Consider the following 25,881-nt stretch of genomic DNA (forward strand, 5'->3'; position numbering starts at 1 on the left):
TGCTTATTTTATAGGTTTGATAGTCATGCCATCCCGTACTTTAAGCAGGGCAGAGGTGACATAGGGATCTTGGGGGCCGATACCGGCGGTCACTTGGCGAAGCGTATCGTCTACCAGCTGGCCTACCTCGATATGGCGGTATCGTACGACATTGGAGTCGTTCACGATATAAAGGTACTTCCCTAATTGGTCGGTACCGATCGAGGCGTCGCGAACCAGGACCGCATCCGGCTGCTCGGCGTACGGCAGGGTGATGGTGACGTATAAGCCGCTCTTCAATACATTCTTCGGGTTATCCAGGTTGGCACGTACGTTCAGGGTACCGGTCGATAGGTCGATATTGGGGGATAGATAATCCAGCCGACCCGTATACGTGTTGCTGCCATCCTTGCCAGTGCTGACGAGGATCTCGGACGGAAGCTTCACGGTGCTATCGTTGCGGGCGGCTTCCAGCATCATCTTCATGAACTGGTTATCCTCGATATTGAAATTGGCGAACATCAGGTCGTCCTTGTATAAAGTAGCCAAGGTAACCGGCTGGACGGCTCCGTTGATGTAATTGCCTATATCGTAGCTGGCCCGGGTAACCGCACCGTCGAAAGGCGCACGGATATAGCAATAGCTCAAGTTGGTCCGTGCGGTATTCAATTCCGCCTCGGCGTTCTTCACGGCGGCCTCTGCCTCCGATACGGTAGCCTCTGCCTGGATCACTTGTATCTGGCTTACGGCGCCGCTCTTGGCCGCTTCCTTCATACGCTCATAGTTACTGCGGGCGTATTCGAGTTGGGCTTTGGAGGTCTTTACGGAAGCCTCGGCTTGGGTGACGTTATCTTGATAAGTGTCCGGTTCGATCACGAAGATAAGATCGCCTTTTTTTACCCGGCTTCCGGCCTTGAGGTAAGAGGTACGCAAGTATCCGTTGACACGGGCTACTAAGTCTACTTTCAATTGTGAACTAAGGTATCCGGGGTATTCTTTCGTCAAGATGATGTCCTTCACGATCGGCGTGGATATGCTTATGGAGGGCACGGGTGTTTCCATCGGCTTGCTTTTCCCCTTGCAAGACGCCAATAATAAGGCGGAGGCTCCGATAATCCCTATGTAAACAAATGTCTTCATATCTTTTGTCTTTAATGATTATTTATATTAATTGTTTGAGTGGGCTTTTGTTCGATCGGATCGAACGGCCTACATAGGATTCCATCCTCCACCCAATGATTGATAAAGCTGTATCAAGTTCAGTAGTGAGCTACCTTGAGCCTGCGTCAATTGGTTCTGGTAGGTGAGGAGGGAGCGTTGCGCGTCCAGTACATTCTGGAAAGGCGTAAGGCCCTGCTTATAGAGGTCTAAGGAAAGATCCAAGGTCTGTTTCCCTTGGTTTACCACTTCCCGGAGGGCTACAATCTGCTTGATCGAGTTCTTGTACGAGCTCATGGCGTTATCCACTTCCTGCACGGAGGTAAGCACGGTTTGGTTGAATTGCCGGATCGACTCGTCCAACTGGGCTTTCGCCAACCGGGTTGCCTGTATTTTCTGTGTGCCTTGGAAGAAGTTCCACGTAAGGGTAGGGGCGATCTCGTAGGTCAGGCTATTGTGATTCGCCAGCTTGTCGAAGTCGTGGGAGGCGAAACCGATCGAGCCTTTCACGAATATTTTCGGCCACCAATCGGACTTAGAGGCCCCGAGGGAGGCGGCAAGCGCATTGACTTGTCGTTCTGCCGCACGTACATCCGGACGGCGTAGCAATAGGTTTGCCGGCAACCCTACGCCGACCGGCTCGATATATTCCGGCAAGGAAGCGTCTGTCTCCATGATCTTTTGCAGATCTGAAGGGTACAGGCCTAGCAGGATCGCCAAGGAGTTCGCGTATTGGATGATACCGGCTTCCAACATCGGCAGGGAGGCTTTCGTGCTGTAGTATACGGATTGCGCCTGCGCTACATCCAGTTTGGAGACTAGCCCGGTCTCGTACCGTTTCTGGGTGATCTGTACGACGGTCTGTTGGGAGCGGCAGTTCTGTTGCGCCACCTTTACCTCTTGTTGCAGCTCTCTCATATGGATGTAGGAGGAGGCTACTTGGGCGCAAAGGGAGACCATGGCGGCGTTGTATTCCTCTTTCGAGGCGGCGAAATTCTCTTTCTCCGCTTTCACCCGGTTCCGGATACTTCCGAATACGTCTACCTCCCAGTTCATATCTACGGTAGCGCTGGAATATTGGGTGATCGCCTTGGGTACTTGATTGATATTGCCGCTACTTTGTTGCCGTGTCCATCCGGTGGAAAGCCCTAGGGTGGGCGAGTAATTTCCTTGTGCCGACCGCAGGTTGGCTTTCGCCATGGCGATCCTGTCCATCGCCATTTGCACGGAATAGTTTTGTTTCACGGCTACTTCTATCAGCGAATCCAGCAACGGGTCCTTAAAATTCCTCCACCAATTATCTTCTACAGGAAGTGTCTGCTGGAAATCACTCCCTTCCTCAGACCATGACCCGGGTAGGGCACGGTCTAAATACGTATGCTCTGTCTGTGCTATTACCCCGATCGGCACCAGCAAGCACAACAAAGCATAACATGTCAGGCGTAAATGTTTGTGCATAAATATATATGTTTAGATTTAGCTTTTAGCAAAACAGTTAAGGGTGGGAAATGTTTGTATCTTTGTCTATTTATATATCCTAAAAACTAAAACGTATGGAAAATGGCAAGATCGTTATTTATCGGACAGCCGATGGTGAGACTTCAATTGACGTGAAATTGGAGAATGATACGGTGTGGCTTACACAAGCGCAGATGGCGGAGCTTTTTCAAAAGGATCGGACTGTTATCGGTCGTCATATCAGAAATGTGTATATTGAAGCTGAGTTAGAGCGAGAAAGCACATGTGCAAAATTTGCACATATGGGTGTAGATAGGGATCAATTGTATGAAACAACCGTATATAATTTAGATGTCATTATCTCGGTCGGCTATCGTGTCAAGTCTAAGCGTGGTACGCAATTCCGTATCTGGGCGAATAAAATCCTAAAAGAATACCTTGTTAAAGGTTACGCTGTCAATAAACAACTGACCCAACAAAAATACGACGAACTGAAGCTGCTTGTACAAGTACTCGGTCGTACAGTTAAGAGTCAGGAGGTTCTTTCCTCGGATGAAAGCCGTACGTTACTAGATGTGGTTATAGACTATACCTACGCCTTAGATACACTGGATAAGTATGACTATCAGCAATTGGATATTCATTCGACGACAAATGAGCAACGGTTTAGGGCTACCTATGAAAATGCGATGTTGGCCATTCAAGGATTGAAAAGTAAATTTGGTGGAAGTGATTTATTCGGGAACGAGAAAGACGGCTCTTTCAAAAGCTCTATCGGACAGATTTACCAAACTTTTGGTGGGGAGGATCTTTATCCATCGGTAGAGGAAAAAGCGGCTATGCTTCTTTATCTGGTTACAAAAAATCATTCATTCAGTGATGGTAATAAGCGTATAGCCGCGACGCTTTTCTTGTGGTTTCTCGATAATAATGGAATCTTATATAATCCGGATGGAACGAAACGTATCGCTGATAATACATTGGTCGCTTTAACCTTGATGATTGCGGAAAGCCGGACGGAGGAGAAAGATATGATGGTGAAAGTCGTGGTGAATTTGATTAATAAGGAGAATTGGTGAAATAAAGGATTATAGTAAAAAGTGACTGTATGGATGTCATATTGGTTATACTTGGCGTTATTTGCTTGTTGGTGGGATTGGCGGGGTGTTTTTTGCCGGTCTTGCCGGGACCGCCGGTGGCGTATTTAGCTTTATGGCTGCTGCATTTTACGGGCTATGCGGAATTTGCGGTTACGGAATTGGTCGTGTGGGGATTACTGGTCGTGTTGGCGCAGGCGATGGACTATGTTACGCCCATGCTGGGGACTAAGTACAGCGGAGGGTCCAAGTGGGGGAATTGGGGATGTGCCGTGGGAACCGTGGCCGGTATATTCGTGTTTCCGCCTTGGGGGATCTTGCTGGGTCCTTTCGTGGGGGCTTTCGTTGGGGAACTTTTAGGAGGTAAGGCGTCCGGGGATGCGTTGAAGGCTGGTTTCGGGGCATTCGCTGGTTTTTTATTGAGTGTCGTATTGAAAGTCACTCTTTGTGGCTATTTTATTTATAGCTTTGTGAGAGGGATAATTAATTGAAGATGGTAATTAATAAAGTAAGATATGTTTGAGAAAATAGTAGTGGTAGATTCTACCGGATTGAATACATGGGGAGTGGAGCGTTTGAAGACGCTTGGAAAAGAGGTCGTTTTTTATACCGGCATTCCGGAAACGGATGAGGAGACCGTGAACCGGATCGGGGAGGCTGATTGCGTACTTGTCTCTTATAATACACAGATCCGTAGGAATGTGATCGAGGCTTGCCCGAATATCAAATACATCGGGATGTGCTGTACCCTTTATAGCGAGTCTAGTGCGAATGTGGATATAGCCGCCGCACGTGAGCGGGGGATAACGGTCTTGGGTATCCGCGACTATGGCGATGAGGGAGTCGTGGAGTATGTTATTAGCGAGCTGGTCCGTCTGTTGCATGGTTTCGGCGGGAAACAGTGGAAACATAAGGCGTATGAGCTGGGCGGGCAAAAAGTGGGTATCATAGGATTAGGACGGACCGGGAGAATGATCGCTGACGCTCTTCGCTTCTTGGGGGCGGAGGTTTATTATTTCAGCCGTACTCGTAAGCCGGATGCCGAGGCCGCCGGTATCGCTTACCTGCCTTTGCGGGAGTTGCTGCCGGAGGTGGATATTTTATGTACTTGCTTACCTCGTAATACGATTCTTTTGGGGGCGGGCGAGTTTAGTTTGTTCGGTAATCTGAAGATATTGATCAATACGTCGGTAGGGCCTACTTTCCGTGTTCCGGATTTACAACGTTGGCTTAGTGCCCATAAACGGAACTTCTTCTTATGCGATGAGGTGGGTATCGGGAGTTATGCGGATACTTTGACGCAATTCGATAATGTGTTATATACGCCTAAGGTTTCCGGCCATTCGGAACAGTGCATGCAAAGGCTTTCCCGGAAAGTGATAGCTAATATTGAGAGTTATTTGGGGGGATATCGCTAATTATTGTTGTAACGATCACCACTGTTGTTTTTATATTGTAGAGACGGGGCGTGCCCCGTCTCATCCCATCAAAATGGTAATTTAGAATACTATCAATCGGTGGGAGACGGGGCACGCCCCGTCTCTACAACAAAAACAACAGTGATAATCGTTATTGTTAATGGCGGTCGTTATGATGGTAGTGATTGTTACAATAACGGTCGCTACAACCACCACCACGACTGCTAGTGACACTGCCTACTATCTGTTCTCTTTCTCGATCTGCTCCTGAACGATAGCGTCTACGACAGCTACGGTAGTCAGGTTCACGATATCACGGGTAGAGCTTTCTACGTCGGTGAAGTGGATCGGTTTGTTCAATCCCATCTGGATCGGGCCGATCGTCTCGGTGATACCTAGCGTATCCAATAGCTTGTATGCGCTGTTGGCAGAGCTTAGGTTCGGGAAGATCAAGGTATTCACGTCTTGCCCTTTCAGCTTGTTGAACGGGTACATATCGTCACGCAGCTTCTTGTCGAGAGCGAAGTTTACCTGCATCTCACCATCCACTACCATATCCGGATACGTCTTATGCAAGAAATCGATCGCCTCATGTACTTTCAGCGGGCTACCCTGCTTGTCGGAACCGAAGTTCGAGTAAGACAACATCGCCATCACCGGCTCGTGAGCGAAGAACTTCACGGCATCATGCGTCAGGCGGGCGATATCGATCAATACCTCGGCCGATGGGTGACGGTTGATCAACGTATCAGCCATAAAGAACGTACCCTTCTTGCAAGTAAGGATGTTCAAGGCACCGAAATGCTTGTAGCTCGGACGGATACCGATGATCTGCTCTGCCATCTTGGTAACCTCCGAGTAGCGGCTGTATACACCCGTTACGAAAGCGTCGGCGTCGCCGGTAGCCACCATCATCATACCAAATGCGTTCCGGTCTACCATCTTCTCGCAAGCCTCCGAGTAAGTCACGCCCTCGCGCGCTTTCTTTTCAGAAAGGATACGAGCGTAGCGGTGGCGGCGTTCCGTCTCACGGTCGTGACGGAGGTTGACGATCTCGATACCGTCCAGACTGATATTCTCCTCGGCGGCGATCTTAGCCAGACGCTCCTCGTTACCCAGCAGGATCGGGATACAGATACCTTCCGCTTTCGCCTCGGCGGCGGCTTTCAGCATATTCACATGGTTCGCCTCGGCGAATACCACCCGTTTCGGGTTCGCTTTCGCCATATCGGTGAACGAGCGCAATAGTTTGTTATCATATCCCATCATCTCACGCAAATGGTTGGCGTAGCCCTCCCAGTCGGTGATCGTCTTGCGAGACACGCCCGAGTCGATAGCGGCTTTCGCCACGGCGCAAGATACACGGGTCAGCAAGCGGGGATCGAGCGCTTTCGGAAGGATATAGTCGCGTCCGAAAGTGGTGCGTTTCAGTTTATAGGCGGCGTTTACCACGTCGGGGACCGGCTCCTTGGCAAGGTCGGCGATGGCGTAGACGGCGGCCAGCTTCATCTCCTCGTTGATCGCCTTGGCGTGCGTGTCCAAGGCACCGCGGAAAATGTAAGGGAATCCCAGCACGTTGTTGATCTGGTTCGGATAGTCGGAACGTCCGGTAGCGAAGATGATATCATCCCGTGAGGCCATGGCGTCGGCGTAGGAGATCTCCGGGTTCGGGTTCGCCAAGGCGAATACGATCGGATCGGCGTTCATGCTGCGTACCATCTCCTTGGTCAATACGTTCGCCACGGAAAGGCCCAAAAATACGTCGGCTCCCACCACGGCCTCCTGCAAGGTCTTGATCGGACGGTCGGTAGCGAACTCCCGCTTGGCGGCGTTCAAGTCCGTGCGGCTGGTAGAGATAACTCCCTTGCTGTCGCACATGACGATATTCTCCTTGCGTGCGCCTAACATCACGTACAATTTTGTACATGAGATCGAGGCGGCTCCGGCACCGTTCACCACGATCTTCACGTCCTCGATTTTCTTGCCGGCGATCTCCAAGGCATTGATCAGCCCGGCACCCGAGATGATAGCCGTTCCATGTTGGTCGTCGTGCATGACGGGGATATCCAGCTCGTTTTTCAGGCGAGTCTCGATCTCGAAACACTCCGGCGCCTTGATATCCTCCAAGTTGATTCCTCCGAACGTAGGCGAGATCGCCTTCACGGTCTGGATAAACTTCTCCGGATCTTTCTCGTTCACCTCGATGTCGAACACGTCGATACCCGCGAATATCTTGAATAGCAATCCTTTGCCTTCCATCACCGGTTTACCGGCCAAGGGACCTATATCACCCAGCCCCAATACGGCAGTACCGTTAGAGATCACCGCCACCAAGTTTCCTTTCGCCGTATATTCGTATGCGTCGTGCGGATTCTTCTCGATCTCCAGACAAGGTTCCGCTACGCCCGGAGAGTAGGCAAGGGATAGATCCGTCTGCGTACTATGAGGTTTTGTAGGGATGACCTCGATTTTACCCGGTTTGCCCTCGGCATGGTACCGAAGGGCCTCCTCTTTTGTAATCTTTGCCATAGGTATGTTTATTAATTATGTTGTTCCTATTTAAAACCGTTGCAAAAGTAACAAATTATTATGAGTTCGTCAGTTTTTGCTTACAAATAGTTTTTAAGAAAGCGTGAATAGTAATCCGGTTTTAACTTGCGAGAGTGGAACTCTATTGTTATATTTGATGATTTAATAATCAGGGCCTCCGTTCAAGAGAGGCCCATAAATCTAATTATCATGGCAATACTAGTAAAGCCTGTGCAGCGGATAAACCCGTTGGACAAGGAAGCGCCTAAGAAATGGTATGTAACTCAAGTAACTACCGCCCAAGTGGACGAAACCCAGGTGGCGATGGAACTTGCCGATGAGACGACGCTGAACCCTTCCGAGGCGATGATGGCCATCCGTCAGCTTCGTAAGATCTTGCTTCGTAGGCTGATGGGAGGCGAGAGCGTGAAATTGGGTAACTGGGGTAGTTTCAGTGCCACCATTTCCAGTATAGGAGTTTCCACGAAGGAGGAGGTGAACGCTCGGAACATCAAGAGCGTAAACCTGAATTTCCAGCCGGACGAGGCGTTCAAGAACGATCTGCAGAAGGCTACCTTCGCTTGGGTGGACAAGCTGGCGGAAGGACGACCGGGCGGTTCTGGTGGCTCCGACTCGGAATCTCCGGACGAGGTATAAGCTAGGGAGATAGATGCGGGCCGGGATCCGGGCAGGTACTTACATGTACCCGCCCGGATCCCGGTTTTTTATTGCCCGGATACGAGCGTGTATCTCTACGGCTGTTTCCTTGTACCTGTACGGGTACGTCCGTGTATCCGTACGGCTGTATTCTTGTATCCGTACGGATACGACAATGTATCTACGTAGGAACAAGAATGTATCCATACGGATGTTGGAAGGAGGATACGGGACATACTTGATCGTTCGTTTTTTTGATTTGCCAAAATCTGATATCTGAAGGGAAAGAAGTACATTTGCCGGATCAAAATAGAAGAAGATAAATGGCATTGAAACTTATCCATACGGCCGACTGGCATCTGGGCCAGACCTTTTTCGGCTATGACCGGGAGGTGGAGCACGAGGCTTTCCTCGGTTTTCTGACGAATCTATTGGTGGAGCGGGAAACGGATGTCCTGTTGATCGCCGGCGACGTGTTCGACGTGGCGAACCCTTCTGCCGGGGCGCAACGCCGTTTCTATCGTTTCCTGCGGGAGGCGAACCGCCTGAATCCGGGTTTGCAGATCGTGATCATCGCCGGTAACCACGATTCCGCTATCCGCTTGGAAGCCCCGAATCCCTTGCTGGAGGAATTGAATACCTCGATCGTAGGTATCGTGGGGAGGACGGATTCCGGGGAGATCGACCTCGGATCGCTCGTTGTCCCATTGAGGAACCGTGCGGGAGAACGGGAAGCGCTTTGCCTAGCGGTACCTTTCCTCCGTCAAGGGGATTACCCGGCGGCATCTGGGGGAGAGCCTGATTCGTATGTGGCTGGTATCGGCCGGATGTATCGGCATCTCTACGCTTACGCAGATGCCCGGAGGAATCCCAGCGAGGCGATCGTGGCCTTGGGACATTTACACGCCACCGGAGCCGAGCTGTCGGAGGACGATCGGAGCGAGCGTGCGATCATGGGTGGGCTGGAGTCCGTATCCGCAGATACTTTCGATGCCGGGATCGCTTATACGGCACTGGGGCATATCCACAAGGCGCAGCGGATCGGCGGGCGTGAGTCCGTACGTTACGCCGGAAGTCCGCTTCCTATGTCGTTTTCGGAGAAGAACTACCGGCATCAAGTGATAGCCGTGGAGATAGAGGAGGGGAATGTCGCAAGGATCGAGGCGATCGGGATACCGAGAGTCGCGGACCTGATACGTGTGCCGGAATCCCCGTTACCGCCGGAGGAGGTCTTGCGATGCCTCGACGGGCTTCCGGAGCCGGAGGAAGACAGCGAAGACGAGAGCCGCTGGCCTTACTTGGAGATACGGGTCTTGCTGACGGAGCCGGACCCTACGTTCCGTCATCGGGTGGAGGAGGCGTTGGTAAGGAAGGCGGTCCGCCTCACCTCGATCGTCCCTTCATATCCCCGGCGGGAAGGGGAGGCAGAGGAGAGGTCCTTGTCATATAATGATTTGCAAAAGATAGCCCCGTTGGATATGCTGAGGCATACGTTTGCCGTGAGATACGGAGGTGAGTTGCCCGAGGAGATAGAGACATTGTTTAATGAGGTGATGAGGGAGGTAGAGCTATGAGAGTGCTGGCGATCAGAGGACGCAACTTGGCGTCGCTGGAAGGAGAGTTTTCCATTGATTTTACGGAGGAGCCTTTGGCTTCGGCGGGTATCTACGCTATATCCGGCCCTACAGGGGCGGGAAAATCCACGTTGCTGGATGCCATGTGCCTCGCCCTTTTCTCCCGCACGCCCCGGACGGAGCTGGCGAAGGAGAATAACGTGCGGCTGAGGGACGTGCAAGAGGATGTGTTGCCGCAAAGCGACCCCCGCTTTCTCTTACGCCGTGGGACGGCCTCGGGGTATGCGGAGGTAGATTTCGTGGCGCTGAACGGATGCCGGTATCGCAGCCGCTGGTCCGTATCCCGGGCACGGGAGAAGGAAAGCGGGCGTTTGCAGGCCGCTCGCCTTACATTATATAATATAGATGCCGGGAAAGAGGAGCCGGGAACCAACAAGGACCTGCAAGCCCGTATCGTCGAGCTGATCGGCCTGACTTTCGATCAGTTCACCCGCTCGGTGCTCTTGGCCCAAAACGATTTCTCTACTTTCCTGAAAACGGAGCAAGGCGAGAAAGCCTCTTTGCTGGAGAAACTGACCGGTACGGAGCAATACTCGGAGATCTCCCGCCGGATCTTCGCCAAGAACGCCGAGGCGAAGGAGGCCTACGAGCAGCTATACGCCCGTGTACAAGGCATAGAGCTTCTTCCGGAGGAGGAGGTGGAAGCCTCCCAAGCCCGTCTTTCGGTCTTGGAGGGGGAACTGGTCCGTTTGGAGAAGGCGAAGGTCGAGCGGCAAAGCCTGCGGGAGGCCGTGAAAGCGGCCGAGGTCCAGATCGCCTCGAAGGAAAAACAGCGGGAGGAGAACGCCCATTTCTTGGAACGGGCGTTGGTATCGCTGGAAACTGCGAGGAAGGAGTATGAGCAAGGAGAGGTGCGATTGGCGAGGACGGACGAGGAGTCTAAGCGCTTGCGACTGGAATTACAACAGGCACGGAAACTGGACGTGCAACTGGAATCGGCCTTGAAAGCCCGTTACGAGGCCGACGAACGGATGAAGGAGTTCTCCCGCCGGAAACAGGAGGTGGAAGAGAAACTCCGGAAGGTGGAGGAGCAGCAGAAAAAAGCCTCGGAAGAGTGGGACAAGCAGACGGCGTGGCGCGAACGATACCGGAGCAAGGAGGGGATCGCCGAACAACTGTCGGCCTTATTGATCTATCTGGATACCTGCCTCACGGCTCGCCGGGCGGTCGAGCGGTCCGACAAGACCTCGCTAGCTATCCGGCAGAAAATCCAGCGGTTGGAGGTACGAGGACAATCCTTGCGGCGGGAAGCGGAGGCGCACGCCAAGGAACAGGTAAAGATCGAGGAAGAGCGGAAATCCATAGCGCTTGCCCTTAAGGAATTGGAACCGGAGGCTTTGGATCGGTCGATTGAGACCTGCCGTGTGGAGCGGGAGCGCTTATTGCTGGAGCAAGCCCAGTTCGTAACGACCGGTGACATCAAAAGCCTGCGGGATAAGCTGACCGCCGGAACGCCTTGCCCGGTCTGTGGAAGCCTTGAGCATCCTTTCGCCTCTCATGAGGCGCACGAGCGTCTGTTGGCCTTGGCGGATCGTATCTCGGAAGCTACTCTGCGCCTCAAGCGGCTTCTCGACCGTAAAGAACGGCAGGAGGCTTATGCGAAACAATTGGCTGCCCTACAACAGAAAGAACTGGAACTGCATAAACAAATCGCCGCCGACGAGAACGCACGGACGGAATTAAGGAACCAGCTACAATCCCTGTCCGAGCAGATCGAACGGGAAGAATTGGATAAGCGGGAGCAACAGGAGAAGCTATCCCAATCCCTGTCTGCCGCTAACGCCCTGTTCGGGAACGACGCATGGCAGGCGGGCTGGAACAAGGACCCGGAAAGCTTCCGGGAGACCTTGACGGATTTCGCCCGCCAGTGGCAAGCCAACAGGGAACGCCTGCGGGAACTGGAACGGGAGCGAAGCGCCCATCAAGCGGAACGGGAGTCCTACGAGGCTTTTCTTCCTCCCTTGCGCAAGCAATACGAGGACGCCGCGAAAGCCTACGACGAGAAGGATCAAACCTATGCCCGCTTGCGCTCGGAACGGAATCTCCTTTTGGGAGGCCAGCCCGCCGACCAAGTGGAACGTGCCTTCCACGAACGGGTGGAAGCCTTGAAGAGCCATTTGAAGCAGTTACAAGAAAGTACGACGAGGCATGCCGGCGAGGTGGAGCAATACCGGGGAATGACGGAACAGATCAAGAAGGATCTGATGGAGACTTCTGCGGTCCTTTCCGTACGCCGGCAGGAGCTGGATAACTGGATGACTGCTTATCAAGCGACCTCCGAAGGCAAGACGCTGGAGGAATCCCTGTCGGAGATAACTGCGCAAAAGTCCGAATGTAGCTTCCGTCTGCGTACGCACGAGGAGAATAAACGGAAGATAGCCGGTTTCCAGCAAGAACTCTCGGAACGGAGGGCGGTGAGCGAGCGTTGGGCGAAGCTGAATGAATTGGCAGGCTCGGCGGATGGCGCTAAGTTCCGTAGGATCGCTCAAGGCTACACCTTGGATGTCTTGTTGAGTTACGCGAATGTGCAATTGCGGCAACTATCCCGGCGTTACCGGCTGGAGCGTGTGCCGGATACCTTGGCCTTGCAGGTGATCGACCAGGATATGTGCGACGAGATCCGTACCGTGCATAGCCTTTCCGGAGGGGAGTCTTTCTTGGTCTCGCTGGCTTTGGCGCTAGGCTTGTCCTCGCTCTCCTCGAACCGGATGAAGGTAGAAAGCCTGTTTATCGATGAAGGCTTCGGCTCTTTGGATGCGGAGACGTTACGGGTCGCTATGGATGCCTTGGAGAGCCTGCGTACGCAAGGACGCAAGATCGGCGTGATCTCGCACGTGCAGGAAATGACGGAACGTATTCCCGTACAGATCCGGGTGAACCGGGCGGGAAACGGACGGAGTTATCTGGAAGTCATATAGCTTTACCAGCCATTGTGATGGATCTGTTGGGCGTTGTATTTGTTTTTGGGTGTCTCTTTCTGCATAGGGTATCCTACGGGTATGACGTTCAACGGCATGATATGATCCGGTAGCCGAAGCTCTTTCCGTACGATCTCGATCCGGTCCGGATAGGGATAAACAGCCGTCCATACGGCTCCCAATCCCATGGATTCTGCGGCGAGTAGTAGGTTCTGTGAGGCCGCGGAACAATCCAGAAACCAAGCGTTGGAGGATTTGACGGTATCGCCGCAAACAACGATCGCTTGCCTCGTTTCTTTCAGCATCCGGGCGAAGGGGAGGCCTTCGGCCATCGTATCCAAGGCTTTCCGGTCGGTTACGATAATGAATTCCCAAGGTCGCCTGTCACGGGAGGAGGGGGCGGCCATTCCGGCCCGTATCAGTTTGTCTATCTTTTCTTTTTCTACCGGGCGATCCTTATACTTACGTACGCTTTTACGATTGAGTATCGTTTCCAAGGTCTGGTTTTCTGGTTCCTGCCGTTGGCTTTCCGTAGAGGAACAACTCACTAGGAAAGTGGCGATCAAGAAGAAAAGATAGATTCTCATAAAGACGGGTTTATATGGATTTATAACGGATTATTTACTTAATATCAACGTAGAAGGCATCTTCTGCAAGGCTTCTTTCCGGTGCTCGGAGACATCGTTCCATGTCTTATAACTGATCAGCATGAAGTTGAAGCTGTTGAATAACTGGGGCGTAAGGTCTTTCTCTCGTAGAAGCGTGGTCTGCTTCACGTCTTCCGTGAAGCGCTGGATTCCTTCCTTGATCGCCTCGTTCCCTGGGGTCGTACTGCTGGATTTATCAAGTACGCTGGCCGAGCCGTGTGTGGACTTCAATAAGGTCTGGGCATATCCCAACAGGAATAAGTCCTCCTCGGAGTCGATAACTACGATCACGTTCGATGCCTTGACGAAATTCCGGTTCACGAATACACCTACCGGGCAATTGCTTTGCTCGATAAACATCTTCGTCTTGTCTTTCAATAAGGCCCCCGGATAAAACCAGGATTCCGGAGCCTTGAAACGTTTGAAATAACGGTTGTAAAAAGAGGCCCGGTAATGGCTTGCCGCTATATCGTCCGGCGTGTTGCTCATCGATATCCCGGAACCGACCAGAAGGAAATCATACCCCTCGTTGTTTACGATGCTGCAAATATCCACTCCGGCGTTGTTCGATACCTCGTAGCGGGTCTGTATCTGAATACCCAGCTTCTTGGCCCCGTAAAGGATTGGGCCGAAGCTGACTTCCTCGAAATTATCCGTATGTAGCGGGTTTACGTCCGAGCCAACCGTCAGGTGCAGCGCCGTGAGCTCCAGCTTGTTTTTGCCTTGGGCGAACATCTGGTAGGCCACGTCCAGCATGATCTGTCCGTTTCCGGCCCGTCCGAAGGATAGCAGTACCTTGAATATACCCTCCAACGGCCTTCTCTCTTTCTGCTCCATCAGCTTATCGTGCGTTCGGTAACAGAACTTGATGAATGAGACCAGCGGTGTTGTCATAAAAGTGGTGACCAGCGTCATTAGCACTAAGATCACGAATACGGAAGGCGTCAATATCCCCATCTCGTACCCGATCGTCAGTACGACCAGCTCCATCAACCCGCGGGTGTTCATGAGCGCCCCTATGTATAAGCTATCCTTCCAGCTCTCACCCACGAACCGGGCAGAGAACATCGCTCCCCCGAACTTCCCCGCGATGGCCACTACAATGAAGATAAGGCATAGCCACCATAACTCAGGCTTGTTTAGAAGACCTATTTCCGTACGTAATCCGGTAGATACGAAGAATAAGGGGAGGAAAAGCGCAAGGGATACATCTTCTACTTTCTCGGTCATGATCTTGCGGAACTTGATATTTCCCGGCATCACCACCCCGGCGATAAAAGCGCCGAACAAGGCATGCAATCCCAATATCTCCGTCAGATAAGCCGAGGTAATCAATAGCAAGAAGATGAAAGCGACCAGCCCTTTGTCGATCACCTCTTTATTATGGTAGATATGTCCGATCATCCGCAGGAATGGCCGTACCGCCAAAAACATAAACGCTATGTAAAGAACCGAGAACAAGATATTGTAGACGGCACTTAGCATCGACCCTGCCTGTGCGATCGCGATGACAACCGCCAGCAAGCACCAAGCGGTGATATCCCCATTCGCCGCGCTCGCTAGCGAGATGGTACCCAGATGCGTCTTGGTAAGCCCTTTTTCTTGGATAATACGTGCCAATACGGGAAAGGCGGTAATGCTCATGGCGATACCTATAAACAAGGCAAAGGAGAGGAATGGGGTTGTCTTATCCGCGTATTTGTCGTATACGAAATAGGCGGTTAACATACCGCAAAAGAAGGGAACGATCGTACTGGTATGACTAATTAATATGGTTTCATTTAGCTTTTTTCTCACCTCGGAGAGGTTAAGCTCCATCCCGATGGCGAACATAAAAAGTATAAGTCCGAATTGACTCAACATATTTATATTCGCCAGCGATTCTATAGGAAAAAGGAATGCGGAAGCCTCCGGGAATAAATTACCTAATACGGACGGCCCCAGCACGATTCCGGCTACGATTTCACCGATGACTGTAGGTTGCCCGATCTTCAGGAATAACCAACCGAACAAACGGCACGTGAGCAATATCGTAATGATTTGTAAAAGTAGAATTCCTATGGAAGATTCGATATTATGTACTAATAATTGAGAAAATAAGGTAAACCCCTCTTGTAAATTACTAGGTGCATTTTGGATGGACGCTATAGAGTTTTCCAGTTGCCGACTTTCTCCTTCTTTGGCGATAAAGTACATCAGCGAACCGAAAAAGAGGATTATCATTAGGTAAAAGGCTATACTTTTTGTTCCCTTGCTCATCATTGTACGGTTTACCGCGAATATAAGAAATATCCTAATATTATCAATGGGTATGTTTTTTTCTTTTATCTTTGCCGAGAACCAAATTATAATAAATCATGGAGTCTCTAAATCTGATAAAAAATGACCCGTGGCTAGCCCCTTATGAGGCGGCTATAGAAGGCCGGTATCAATACGTGATTGATAAAGAAAAGAACCTGACGAATAATGGTAAACAGACCTTATCCGAGATGGCTTCCGGATACCTTTATTTTGGGTTACACAAAACCACGAAAGGCTGGGTGTTTCGCGAATGGGCGCCGAATGCCACCGCTATTTATTTGATCGGTACATTCAACGGATGGCAGAAGGATAATAAGTACAAGCTTAAACGTAAGGCGAATGGCGTATGGGAGATCGCTTTGAGTGGCGCGCAGATGCACCATGAGGATTTGTTTAAGTTGCTGGTCGAGTGGGACGGGGGCAGCGGAGAGCGTATTCCCGCGTGGACTCGCCGGGTCGTGCAAGATGAACAATCCAAGATATTCAGCGCTCAGGTATGGGACCCGGAGAAACCCTATAAATTCAAGAATAAACGATTCAAACCTAAAAAGTCTCCCCTTTTGATTTATGAGTGCCATATCGGTATGAGTACCAATGAGGAGAAGGTGGGGACTTATAATGAGTTCCGTCAAAATATATTGCCTCGCGTAGCGAAGGACGGTTATAACGCTATCCAGATCATGGCTATACAGGAACATCCTTATTACGGATCGTTCGGCTATCATGTAAGTAGCTTCTTCGCCGCTTCTTCCCGTTTCGGTACGCCGGACGAGCTGAAACAACTGATCGATGAGGCGCACGGGATGGGCATCGCCGTGATCATGGACATCGTGCATAGCCATGCCGTAAAGAACGAGGTGGAGGGATTAGGCCGCTTCGACGGTTCGTATGACCAATATTTCCTGAGTGGCGAACGCCGTGAGCATCCGGCATGGGATTCTCTATGCTTCAATTATGGAAAAAACGAGGTGCTTCATTTCCTTTTGTCGAATTGTAAGTTTTGGCTGGAAGAGTATAAGTTCGATGGTTTCCGTTTCGATGGCGTTACTTCCATGCTTTATTACAGCCACGGCTTAGGTGAGGCTTTCTGTAATTATGGCGATTATTTTAATGGTTGCCAAGATGGTGACGCTATCGCCTATCTTACCTTGGCCAATAAGTTGATCCATGAGGTGAACCCTAACGCTATAACGATCGCCGAGGAGGTGAGTGGTATGCCGGGCTTAGCCGCCAAGGTGGAAGATGGTGGTTATGGTTTTGATTACCGTATGGCCATGAATATCCCGGATTATTGGATCAAGATGATCAAGGAAAAGAAAGATGAGGATTGGCATCCGTCTTCGATCTGGTGGGAGACCACGAACCGTCGTTCCGATGAGAAGACGATCAGTTACGCCGAGAGCCACGACCAGGCTTTGGTGGGCGATAAGACGATCATTTTCCGCCTGATCGATGCCGATATGTACTGGCATATGCAAAAAGATGATCATAATTTTATGGTAGATAGAGGTATCGCCTTGCATAAAATGATCCGTTTGGTTACGGCTTCTACCATCAATGGTGGTTATCTGAGCTTCATGGGAAATGAGTTCGGGCATCCGGAATGGATCGATTTCCCAAGGGAGGGGAATGGATGGTCTTATAAATACGCCCGTCGCCAATGGAACTTGGTAGACAATTTGGATTTGAAATATCATTTCTTGGGTGATTTCGATCGTGAGATGCTGGAATTGATCGGAGGCGTGAAGAATTTCCAGGATACTCCTATTCAAAAGGTCTGGGACAATGATGGCGATCAGATATTGGCTTATATGCGTAAGGACTTGGTCTTCGTATTCAATTTTAACCCTACGAAATCGTTTACGGATTATGGTTTCTTGGTGCCGAAAGGAGAATATGAGGTCGTGCTGAACACCGATGCTCCCTGTTTCGGGGGATTTGGCTTGGCCGATGATACCATAAGGCATTTTACGCAACTTGATCCGTTATATAAGAAAGAAAAGAAAGAATGGCTGAAACTTTATATCCCGGCACGTAGCGCCGTCGTATTAAGGAAAGTGAAGGCCAAAAAGTAAAACTCTATACACAAAACACGTTATGTTATATCCATTTACATTTAAGCCGATCCTCAAAAAGGTGATTTGGGGCGGTTCAGATATCTGCCCGTTTAAGGGTATTACTCCGGTAGAGAATGGCGTTGGCGAGAGCTGGGAGCTTTCTCATGTCGAGGGAAATTATTCAATCGTTGATAATGGCGAGTTGGAAGGCAAGTCTTTGGATGAGTTGATCCGTTCTTATGGCAAGGATTTGCTGGGTGAGAAAGTGATGGAGAGATTCGGGACGACTTTCCCATTGCTTATCAAGTTTATCGATGCCCGTGATAATTTATCCATTCAAGTTCACCCGGATGACGAGTTGGCGAAAAAGCGTCACAACTCTTTTGGTAAGACGGAGATGTGGTATGTGATCAAGGCAGAGAAAGGCGCCGGCTTGTATTCCGGCTTCTCTGAGCAAATCGATGCGGAGGAATACGTGAAGCGAGTGGAGAACAATACGATCATGGATGTACTTCAGCGCTACGATGTAAATGAAGGTGATGTATTCTTCTTGCCGGCAGGACGTGTACATGCGATTGGAGCGGGTTGCTTCATCGCTGAGATCCAGCAGACCAGTAATATCACATATCGTATTTACGATTACAACCGTAAGGATGCGAATGGCAATGGCCGTGAATTACATACGGAGTTGGCGAAAGACGCTATCGATTATACGTTGTATCCGGATTACCGCACTCATTACAAAGGTCATACGAACGCTACGGTAGAGTTGGCAGACTGTAAGTATTTCACGACAAACCTTTTGGATCTGGATACGATCATGGTTCGTAACTTCTCGGAGTTGGATTCTTTTGTCGTTTATATCTGTATGGCAGGTAAGGCTTCCATCCGTGATAATAAAGGAAATGAGATTTTTGTGCATCAAGGCCAGACCGTCTTGATCCCGGCCGACACGGAGGTGGTAACCATCTCTCCGGCTCCGGGCGCTAAGTTCATGGAGACTTATATCGGACAATAATATTGTACCGTTAAAATAGCAAGGGGGGGTGAATTCTGAGTGTTCTCAAATGGAATTCACCCTCTTTTTTTGTCCTCATCTCTCTGCGATATAAACCCCACTGATAATGGCTAAAGCCCCAATACCAGAGGCTATCGTGATAGTCTCCGATAGAAAAATAGCGGAGGTTAGAAGGGTGATCAAGGGGACAATATAAATATAATTAGTGGTCTTGGAGGCCCCGAGAGCCCTGACTGCCGTATTCCACATGATATAACAAAGCATTGAGGCGATAACACCCAGAAATAATATATTTAAATACACGATTGGTAGTTTCAATAACTCAATGTCGATAGTTAGGGGGAAGATCGTGAAATAGACGAGGAGAGAAAGTATTCCATAGAAAAATACTTTTCGTGTGATGAATAAGGTGGGATAAGAACGACTCAGGCGTCTTAAAATAAGGCAGTAAAAGGCCCACATCGTAGCGGCCACTAAAGTAAGGAAATCGCCAAGCGGGTTCATTTTTAAAAGGACACTACCGTTAAAGACTACTAACCCCACCCCGAATAAGGCAACTAAAGATCCGTATAATAATCTTTTCTTGAGAGGCTCTTTGTAAAATAAATGTGATAATACCGTTGTGATGATTGGTGCCGTGCAGATCAATAATGAAACGTTGGATGCCAATGTGATACCTAATGCGGTATTCTCCGCGATGAAGTACAAGGAACCTCCACACAACCCGGATAGGAACAATAGAAACTCATCTTTTACATGATTAGCCCACAAGCGCTGATGCGCTATTGTCAAAATACAGAAATATGCGAGTACGAAGCGATATAACAATATCTCTACCGGCGATAATCCTGTATTGATCAGTATTTTTGTGGAGACAAACGTGGTTCCCCATATAATGACTGTCAATATGGCGATACAATGGAACAGAAGATTTTCGCTTTTAAACATAATTGTGTTGGAATTAGATTTTTATTTGCTGCAAAGTTATCTAAAGAAGATTGTTTTCCTATATGTCAAACTTACATACGATAATTTTCCTATTTTTGTCCTGTTTTGTATTCTATAATCCTGATTCGGGAATGTTAAATCAAATAAAACAGGAAAAAAAACTATGGCACTGCTTGATGAGACAGATATTGAGATTCTCCATTCTTTGCAAAAGGACGCGAAGATCAACACGAAAGAGCTTTCGGAAAGGCTTCATATTTCCAAAACCCCTATTTACGAGCGGATCAAACGTTTGGAGAACGAAGGGTATATAAAAGGGTATGTAGCATTGGTCGACAATAAGAAAATAGGATTACCCTTGATTGTTTTTTGTAATGTATCTTTAGCCGTTCACGATGATGAGCACATAGAACGTTTCAAGGAAGAAATACGGAATATCGACGAAATAATGGAATGTTATTCGACGGGAGGTATTTATGATTTCTTTGTGAAAGTGGTTCTTAAGGATTTAGACGCCTATAATCGGTTTGTGTTTGAGAAATTGACCAAGGTACATGGTATCGTGAAAATGCAAAGTTCTTTTGTGCTCAATGAGATTAAGCATACTACGGTTTTGAATATACCTAAAAACGGTTGAGTGACATTCCATGTCACAATAGAATGTCTCTTTTTTACTATGGAATTGATCGTGGGCCATTTATATTTGCCTCAATAATTTAGTTTTTATAAGATGCAGTCATTTGAGATAATAAAGCCCATTCACGTATTAACTCCTTATGTGAGATATTATTGGATATTGGAAGATAGTGCGGATATTCCTGTATCCGAACGAACTTTGCCTACCGGCTGCATACAATTGGTATTTCATAGAGGTAAAAGGCTTTTATTGGTAGGAAAAACAGAATCACAGCCTCGGGCATTCATCTGTGGGCAATGTCTCAATTTTTCAGATGTGATGTCGGCTGGAAAGATTGAAATGATCACGGTTGTATTCCAGCCCCACGCGGCGAGAGCCATCCTTCAACTTCCCCTTAAGTTATTTTATGGAGAACTTATCGCCTTGGATGACATAGAAGATCTGGAATTATCAATTTTATCCAGAAGGGTGATAGAGGCAGACAATCACGATGCTTGTATCTGCTTGATCGAACAGTTTCTGATTCGCCGTCTGCGCATGCTCGAAGAATATGAGTATAACTTAAGACGAATATCCGCTGTCCTCCATAAAATAAATAAGCAAGCGAAAATAAATATTTCCGGGCTATCGGAAACCGCATGCCTCAGCCCCAAGCAATTCAACCGGGTTTTCTTGGATTATGTGGGAGCTGCGCCAAAAGAGTTTGTCCGTATTATAAGGATGCAACGGGCTTTGTTTACGATACAGCAAGATCCATCCATCTCGTTCGCTCAGTTGGCTTATGAATGCGGATTCTCAGACCAGTCGCATATGATAAAGGAGTTCAGGTTGTTTTCGGGTTATACACCGACGGAGTATCTTTCCGTATGCGCTCCTTATTCCGATTATTTCTCGGAATAACCAAGATGTCTGTTTTTTTCTATCGTATAGGCTCCGTACACTCTACTTTTGTGGTGTCTTTGCGAGGACACCAGTAGTAACTATAAAAAGAAAACAAAATGAACAATTCAATTGCCTTTTTTGAGATCCCAACCGTGGACTTTTATCGAGCGATCGATTTCTATGAGACAATCCTTGGAGTAAAACTTTCGGTTATGGAGTGTGAGACGGAGAAGATGGCCTGTTTTATCGAACGGGGAGAAACTGTTGGAGCCTTGTTTCTCGCTCCCGGTTACCAACCTTCGCCAAATGGTATCTTGATTCACTTTTATAGCCAGGATATTGGGAGTACTTTATCTAAAGTATTGGAGAAGGGAGGGAAAATTATCATACCCAGGACAAAGATAAAGGCCGAAAACAAAGGATACTTCGCCGTTTTAGGAGATAGCGAGGGAAATCACGTTGGCATCTACGAAAAATAAGTATCTTCGGCCAAAATATCCTTGATAAACAGCATATATGAAAGAAAACAAGTATGATGATGAGCGTTTTTTTAGTCAATACAGCCAAATGTCACGTTCTGTACAAGGACTGAGAGGGGCGGGCGAATGGCATGAGCTAAAAAAGATGCTGCCTGATTTTAACGGAAAGCGTGTGTTGGATTTAGGATGTGGTTTTGGTTGGCATTGTCAATATGCCATAGAGCGAGGGGCGACCTTCGTTCTGGGCATTGACCTCTCCGAGAAAATGTTGGAGAAGGCCCGGGAGATAAATACCTCACCTTTGATCGAATATAAAAGAATGGCAATCGAGGATTTCAATTTCGTGCCAGAATCTTTCGACGTGGTGATTAGCTCGTTGACATTCCATTATCTCGAGTCGTTCGATGTGGTTTGTGCGGATGTGTATAAATGCTTAACGAAAGAAGGTGCCTTTGTCTTCTCCGTGGAGCATCCCATTTTCACGGCCTATGGTAGTCAAGATTGGATATACGATCCGGAGGGTAGACTTATGCATTGGCCGGTGGATAATTATTTTAAGGAGGGAATCCGGCATGCTAGTTTTCTAGGAGAGGATGTTACCAAATTCCATAAGACACTTACGACTTACGTGAACGGATTGCTCAAGGCGGGTTTTCGTATCACTCATCTCGTGGAGCCTCAACCGGACGAATCGATGTTGGATACGGTTCCCGGGATGCGAGATGAGCTTCGTCGTCCGATGATGTTGCTTATCACCGCTCGAAAGAATTAGAAAAAAGCGTATCTTCGCGGCTGAAAAGATGTCTTTTCCGTGTGCTTGCTAAACCACGTATTAAAAACAAGAAAAATATGAAACAACAAGATGCCGCTTTGGTATGCTTCTCGGGTGGACAAGATTCCACGACTTGCCTTTTCTGGGCGAAGAAGCATTTTTCACGTGTAGAGGCCGTATGCTTCACGTACGGACAGAAACATTCCTTGGAGATAGAGGTCGCCCGGAAGATCGCCGCAGATGCGGGTGTTCCTTTTCAGTTATTAGACGTATCGCTTATCAGCCAGCTAGATCCCAATTGCTCGCTTACGAATACAAGTATAGCCATGGATCAGGAAAAGCCGGATGATAGCTATCCAAACACGTTTGTACCCGGTCGTAATATGGTATTCCTTACTTTCGCCGCCATCTTAGCCCGGGGCAAGGGGATTTATCATTTGGTGACAGGTATCTCCGAAGCCGATTATAGTGGTTATCCGGATTGCCGGGATACGTTTGTGCGCTCTCTTAACGTAACGCTGAATCTGGCGATGGACGAGGGATTCGTAATTCATACCCCACTTATGGATCGGGATAAAAGCGAAGTCTGGGAATTGTCGGATGAGCTTGGCGTATTTGATCTGGTACGTACGCAGACACTTACTTGCTACAACGGTGTCGTGGCTGAGGGATGCGGACATTGCCCCGCTTGCAAACTTCGTAAGGAAGGATTGGAGAAATATCTGAGAAGGAAAAAAGAAAAACAAAAGTAAATAAAAGAGAATGGACGAGAGAAAACAAGAGGGTGAGTTACGTTTATTGGGTGGCTCTACCGTATATAAGCAAGATTACGCTCCGGAAGTATTGGAGGCGTTTACGAACAAGCATCAAGAGAATGATTATTGGGTACGTTTCAATTGTCCGGAATTCACTAGTCTTTGCCCGATTACCGGGCAACCGGATTTCGCCACGATTCATATAGATTATATCCCCGACGTGAAAATGGTGGAGAGCAAAAGCTTGAAACTTTATCTTTTCAGTTTTCGTAATCACGGGGCGTTTCATGAGGATTGCGTGAATATTATCATGAAGGATTTGATAAAATTAATGGATCCGAAATACATCGAAGTTACCGGTATATTCACTCCGAGAGGCGGTATAAGTATTTATCCATATTGTAATTACGGTCGTCCGGGTACTAAATATGAACGGTTGGCAGAAAAAAGATTATTTGATCATAATCAATAAGATTTCTGACAAATCGTTATATATTCCGGTAGAAAAAGGTATATTTGCAGCAAGAAATGTTAACTAACTAATAAATCATTTTAGACCATGAACAAAAAATTACTTACGGTTGCGGCTTTCGTTTTAGCGGGTTGCGTCGCTGTTGTCGCTCAAGACAAGAAACAAGAGTTCAAGATGCCTACAGGCTATGCGGGCATTACGCATGAGATGTCTGAGTTTTACGAACCCGTACCACCGGTTGTTACTCCGGGTACCGAGTTAAAAGGTGGTGGTTTTACCGCTCCATCGGATGCTATCGTATTATTCGACGGGAAGGATCTTTCCGCTTGGGAGAGCGTGAAAGGGGGTGCCGCGGAATGGGATGTACACGATGGGGTATTTACCGTGAACAAGAAGAAAGGTGATATCCAGACCAAGCAGAAGTTCAATGATTTCCAGTTGCATATCGAATGGCAGGTTCCTACCAATATCACGGGGGAAAGCCAATTGAGAGGTAATAGCGGTATCTTTTTGCAAGGTATGTATGAGGTTCAAATATTGGATTGCTACAATAATCCTACTTACGTGAACGGACAGACTGGTAGTATTTATAAACAGTCGATCCCATTGGCTAACGCCATGCGTAAACCGGGCGAATGGAATGTATATGATATCATCTATACCGCCCCGACTTTCAAGGACGACGGTAGCTATCGTACGCACCCTGCCGTAACAGTCATCCACAACGGTGTAGTTCTGCAAAATCATACCATAATACAAGGTACGACGGAATGGATCGGTTTCCCGCAAGTCAAGAAACATGGCGCAGGCCCAATCATCTTGCAGAGCCACGGCGATCCTAGTGAACCGGTCAGCTTCCGTAATATATGGATTCGTGAGTTATAAGAAATGTGTTGATCGCAATACAGGGGGATGGACTTGATTTCAGGTTCATCCCCCTTTTTTATTAAGGAATTCCTGTTTCCTTGGGGAGACACACTCATTTCCACGGTGAGACATTATAGTTTCTTAAGCAGGAAACTGTAATGTCTTGCTATGGAAACTATAATTTCTTGCTGAAGAAACTGTAGTTTCCTCATAAAGAAATACGAGGAAACTGTAGTTTAACGATTTTAGTTGACTACTTTCCGTCCAATCTATAAAATAGGGTTGACTCGATTTATAGTTAGTAATAAAAAGGGTCGTTCCTTTTGTTGTTTATTTCTGAAAGAGGTTTACTCTCTAATTATTTACCGGCAAAAATAATCAAGAGTATGTAATTGATTGATTAATAGTGATTATTATATCATCTCTTCTCTGGCATATATTTCCAGAAACGGGCTGGCATGTGTTGGCGATGAAGGCGTGGATTTAAACGTTCCTTGATTGCGATAGACTTAAAATACTCCTTCCACATACTTTGAAAAAGCTTTTCGTCTTTGTCCATGATATCTTCACTGAGCAATCCGGTCAGTAAATGTGAATCTTTCTCTTTGAAACGGACTTCTATCGTATCTTTAAGATCATAATAATATCCATATTCTCTTTTTAAATCGTAAATAAGCCATTGTTGGTCTGCGAAACGGTCTTGTGCGTAAGGTAATACTAAAGGTAACACATTATATATAGGTGCGATGGCGGCAAAGTAAGTTCCATCGGTGGCTTTTTGGAAACGAAAGAATTGCATCACTCGCAGGCGTTCGTTATTTACTTTCTTCCATATCTTGGCTGTTTCCAATATGTCCGGATCACCAAGATTGAACTCGATCGTGGCAGGAGCGTCAATCGCTTTCCGGATATACCGGAACAGCAACATATCTACTTCCGGTAATTCCGACAACCACGTTACCGTCAACCCGGAAAGGGAGGACTTAGAAATTTTTCTTTCAAGCCCTTTCCACACCCGTTCCGCTTTCCGGTCGTCCGTATAAATCTGGATCGCCTCGTCGTAAAACAAAGGAAACGGCTCGCCCTCAGCCAATAACAAATCCGGAAAAGTTCGACGGGAATAAGCATCGAATACAGCGGTAAGCAGCCCCTCAAAAGTCTTGTCGTAAATAAATATAATCATTATCGATCCTTCTTA

The 25,881-nt window shown here is 48.3% G+C and carries 22 protein-coding genes; 15 read left to right on the plus strand and 7 right to left on the minus strand.

The genetic code is table 11. The features are described from left to right. Nucleotides 1-3: 3 nt before the first annotated feature. On the minus strand, nt 4-1,119 hold the full coding sequence (locus tag Q0110_RS11865) for an efflux RND transporter periplasmic adaptor subunit (protein WP_297906386.1): 1,116 nt from the start codon (nt 1,117-1,119) through the stop codon (nt 4-6). Between the two features lie 69 nt (nt 1,120-1,188). Beyond that, nucleotides 1,189-2,595 carry a TolC family protein gene (locus Q0110_RS11870; RefSeq protein ID WP_297906388.1) on the minus strand — a complete coding sequence of 469 codons (1,407 nt, stop codon included), beginning with the start codon at nt 2,593-2,595 and terminating at the stop codon, nt 1,189-1,191. A gap of 95 nt (nt 2,596-2,690) precedes the next feature. Here Q0110_RS11870 and Q0110_RS11875 point away from each other — a divergent pair, with 95 nt between their 5' ends. From Q0110_RS11875 to Q0110_RS11885, 3 genes are read left to right on the plus strand one after another with little or no spacing between them, the layout of a single operon-like run. Continuing rightward, nucleotides 2,691-3,674: a virulence protein RhuM/Fic/DOC family protein gene (locus Q0110_RS11875; protein ID WP_297906390.1), complete on the plus strand. Its 984-nt coding sequence runs from the start codon at nt 2,691-2,693 to the stop codon at nt 3,672-3,674. 29 nt (nt 3,675-3,703) lie between these two features. Beyond that, complete coding sequence (locus tag Q0110_RS11880) at nt 3,704-4,183, plus strand: DUF456 domain-containing protein (RefSeq protein WP_297906392.1); 480 nt, start codon at nt 3,704-3,706, stop codon at nt 4,181-4,183. A gap of 24 nt (nt 4,184-4,207) precedes the next feature. Then, nucleotides 4,208-5,110, plus strand: coding sequence for a D-isomer specific 2-hydroxyacid dehydrogenase family protein (locus Q0110_RS11885; protein ID WP_297906394.1), 903 nt, complete (start codon nt 4,208-4,210; stop codon nt 5,108-5,110). A gap of 240 nt (nt 5,111-5,350) precedes the next feature. Here Q0110_RS11885 and Q0110_RS11890 read toward each other — a convergent pair whose 3' ends face one another. Continuing rightward, nucleotides 5,351-7,639, minus strand: a complete 2,289-nt coding sequence (locus tag Q0110_RS11890) for an NADP-dependent malic enzyme (RefSeq protein ID WP_297906396.1) — start codon at nt 7,637-7,639, stop codon at nt 5,351-5,353. A 210-nt stretch (nt 7,640-7,849) separates the two neighbouring features. Between Q0110_RS11890 and Q0110_RS11895 the strand changes: the two genes are divergently transcribed. From Q0110_RS11895 to Q0110_RS11905, 3 genes are all read left to right on the plus strand, one after another. Further along, nucleotides 7,850-8,296: a DNA-binding protein gene (locus tag Q0110_RS11895; protein WP_297906398.1), complete on the plus strand. Its 447-nt coding sequence runs from the start codon at nt 7,850-7,852 to the stop codon at nt 8,294-8,296. Between the two features lie 323 nt (nt 8,297-8,619). Then, nucleotides 8,620-9,870 (plus strand): exonuclease SbcCD subunit D, encoded by a 1,251-nt coding sequence (locus Q0110_RS11900; protein ID WP_297906400.1) that lies wholly within the window; start codon nt 8,620-8,622, stop codon nt 9,868-9,870. Further along, a complete protein-coding gene (locus Q0110_RS11905; protein WP_297906402.1) occupies nt 9,867-12,848 on the plus strand; it encodes an AAA family ATPase in 2,982 nt (993 codons plus the stop codon). Before Q0110_RS11900 ends, Q0110_RS11905 begins: the two co-directional genes overlap by 4 nt. 2 nt (nt 12,849-12,850) lie before the next feature. Here Q0110_RS11905 and Q0110_RS11910 read toward each other — a convergent pair whose 3' ends face one another. Continuing rightward, nucleotides 12,851-13,435, minus strand: coding sequence for a nitroreductase family protein (locus Q0110_RS11910; RefSeq protein WP_297906403.1), 585 nt, complete (start codon nt 13,433-13,435; stop codon nt 12,851-12,853). A gap of 30 nt (nt 13,436-13,465) precedes the next feature. Further along, nucleotides 13,466-15,754, minus strand: coding sequence for a cation:proton antiporter (locus Q0110_RS11915; RefSeq protein WP_366139666.1), 2,289 nt, complete (start codon nt 15,752-15,754; stop codon nt 13,466-13,468). Between the two features lie 98 nt (nt 15,755-15,852). On the opposite strand from Q0110_RS11915, the gene Q0110_RS11920 reads away from it, so the two are divergent. Both Q0110_RS11920 and Q0110_RS11925 read left to right on the plus strand, forming a co-directional pair. Further along, nucleotides 15,853-17,871: an alpha amylase C-terminal domain-containing protein gene (locus Q0110_RS11920; RefSeq protein WP_297906407.1), complete on the plus strand. Its 2,019-nt coding sequence runs from the start codon at nt 15,853-15,855 to the stop codon at nt 17,869-17,871. Nucleotides 17,872-17,893: 22 nt separating this feature from the next. Next, nucleotides 17,894-18,871, plus strand: coding sequence for a type I phosphomannose isomerase catalytic subunit (locus Q0110_RS11925; protein ID WP_297906409.1), 978 nt, complete (start codon nt 17,894-17,896; stop codon nt 18,869-18,871). A gap of 75 nt (nt 18,872-18,946) precedes the next feature. Here Q0110_RS11925 and Q0110_RS11930 read toward each other — a convergent pair whose 3' ends face one another. Beyond that, entirely contained in the window at nt 18,947-19,819 is an 873-nt protein-coding gene (locus tag Q0110_RS11930; RefSeq protein ID WP_297906411.1) for a DMT family transporter, read from the minus strand. A gap of 163 nt (nt 19,820-19,982) precedes the next feature. Here Q0110_RS11930 and Q0110_RS11935 point away from each other — a divergent pair, with 163 nt between their 5' ends. From Q0110_RS11935 to Q0110_RS11965, 7 genes are all read left to right on the plus strand, one after another. Continuing rightward, a complete protein-coding gene (locus Q0110_RS11935) occupies nt 19,983-20,456 on the plus strand; it encodes an Lrp/AsnC family transcriptional regulator (RefSeq protein ID WP_297906413.1) in 474 nt (157 codons plus the stop codon). A 93-nt stretch (nt 20,457-20,549) separates the two neighbouring features. Then, nucleotides 20,550-21,356, plus strand: coding sequence for a helix-turn-helix domain-containing protein (locus Q0110_RS11940; protein ID WP_297906415.1), 807 nt, complete (start codon nt 20,550-20,552; stop codon nt 21,354-21,356). Nucleotides 21,357-21,454: 98 nt separating this feature from the next. Next, nucleotides 21,455-21,817 carry a VOC family protein gene (locus Q0110_RS11945; RefSeq protein WP_297906417.1) on the plus strand — a complete coding sequence of 121 codons (363 nt, stop codon included), beginning with the start codon at nt 21,455-21,457 and terminating at the stop codon, nt 21,815-21,817. Between the two features lie 37 nt (nt 21,818-21,854). Then, nucleotides 21,855-22,589 carry a class I SAM-dependent methyltransferase gene (locus tag Q0110_RS11950; RefSeq protein ID WP_297906419.1) on the plus strand — a complete coding sequence of 245 codons (735 nt, stop codon included), beginning with the start codon at nt 21,855-21,857 and terminating at the stop codon, nt 22,587-22,589. A 77-nt stretch (nt 22,590-22,666) separates the two neighbouring features. Next, nucleotides 22,667-23,341: a 7-cyano-7-deazaguanine synthase QueC gene (gene queC / locus Q0110_RS11955; protein WP_297906421.1), complete on the plus strand. Its 675-nt coding sequence runs from the start codon at nt 22,667-22,669 to the stop codon at nt 23,339-23,341. A 10-nt stretch (nt 23,342-23,351) separates the two neighbouring features. Then, nucleotides 23,352-23,816: a preQ(1) synthase gene (queF, locus tag Q0110_RS11960; RefSeq protein WP_297906423.1), complete on the plus strand. Its 465-nt coding sequence runs from the start codon at nt 23,352-23,354 to the stop codon at nt 23,814-23,816. Between the two features lie 87 nt (nt 23,817-23,903). After that, complete coding sequence (locus tag Q0110_RS11965) at nt 23,904-24,701, plus strand: DUF1080 domain-containing protein (protein ID WP_297906425.1); 798 nt, start codon at nt 23,904-23,906, stop codon at nt 24,699-24,701. A 400-nt stretch (nt 24,702-25,101) separates the two neighbouring features. Here the strand turns inward: Q0110_RS11965 and Q0110_RS11970 are convergent, their stop codons facing one another. Next, entirely contained in the window at nt 25,102-25,866 is a 765-nt protein-coding gene (locus Q0110_RS11970) for a TIGR03915 family putative DNA repair protein (protein WP_297906427.1), read from the minus strand. Between the last annotated feature and the right edge of the window lie 15 nt (nt 25,867-25,881).

This window comes from uncultured Parabacteroides sp., from assembly GCF_947855115.1.
Classification (GTDB): Bacteria; Bacteroidota; Bacteroidia; order Bacteroidales; family Tannerellaceae; genus Parabacteroides.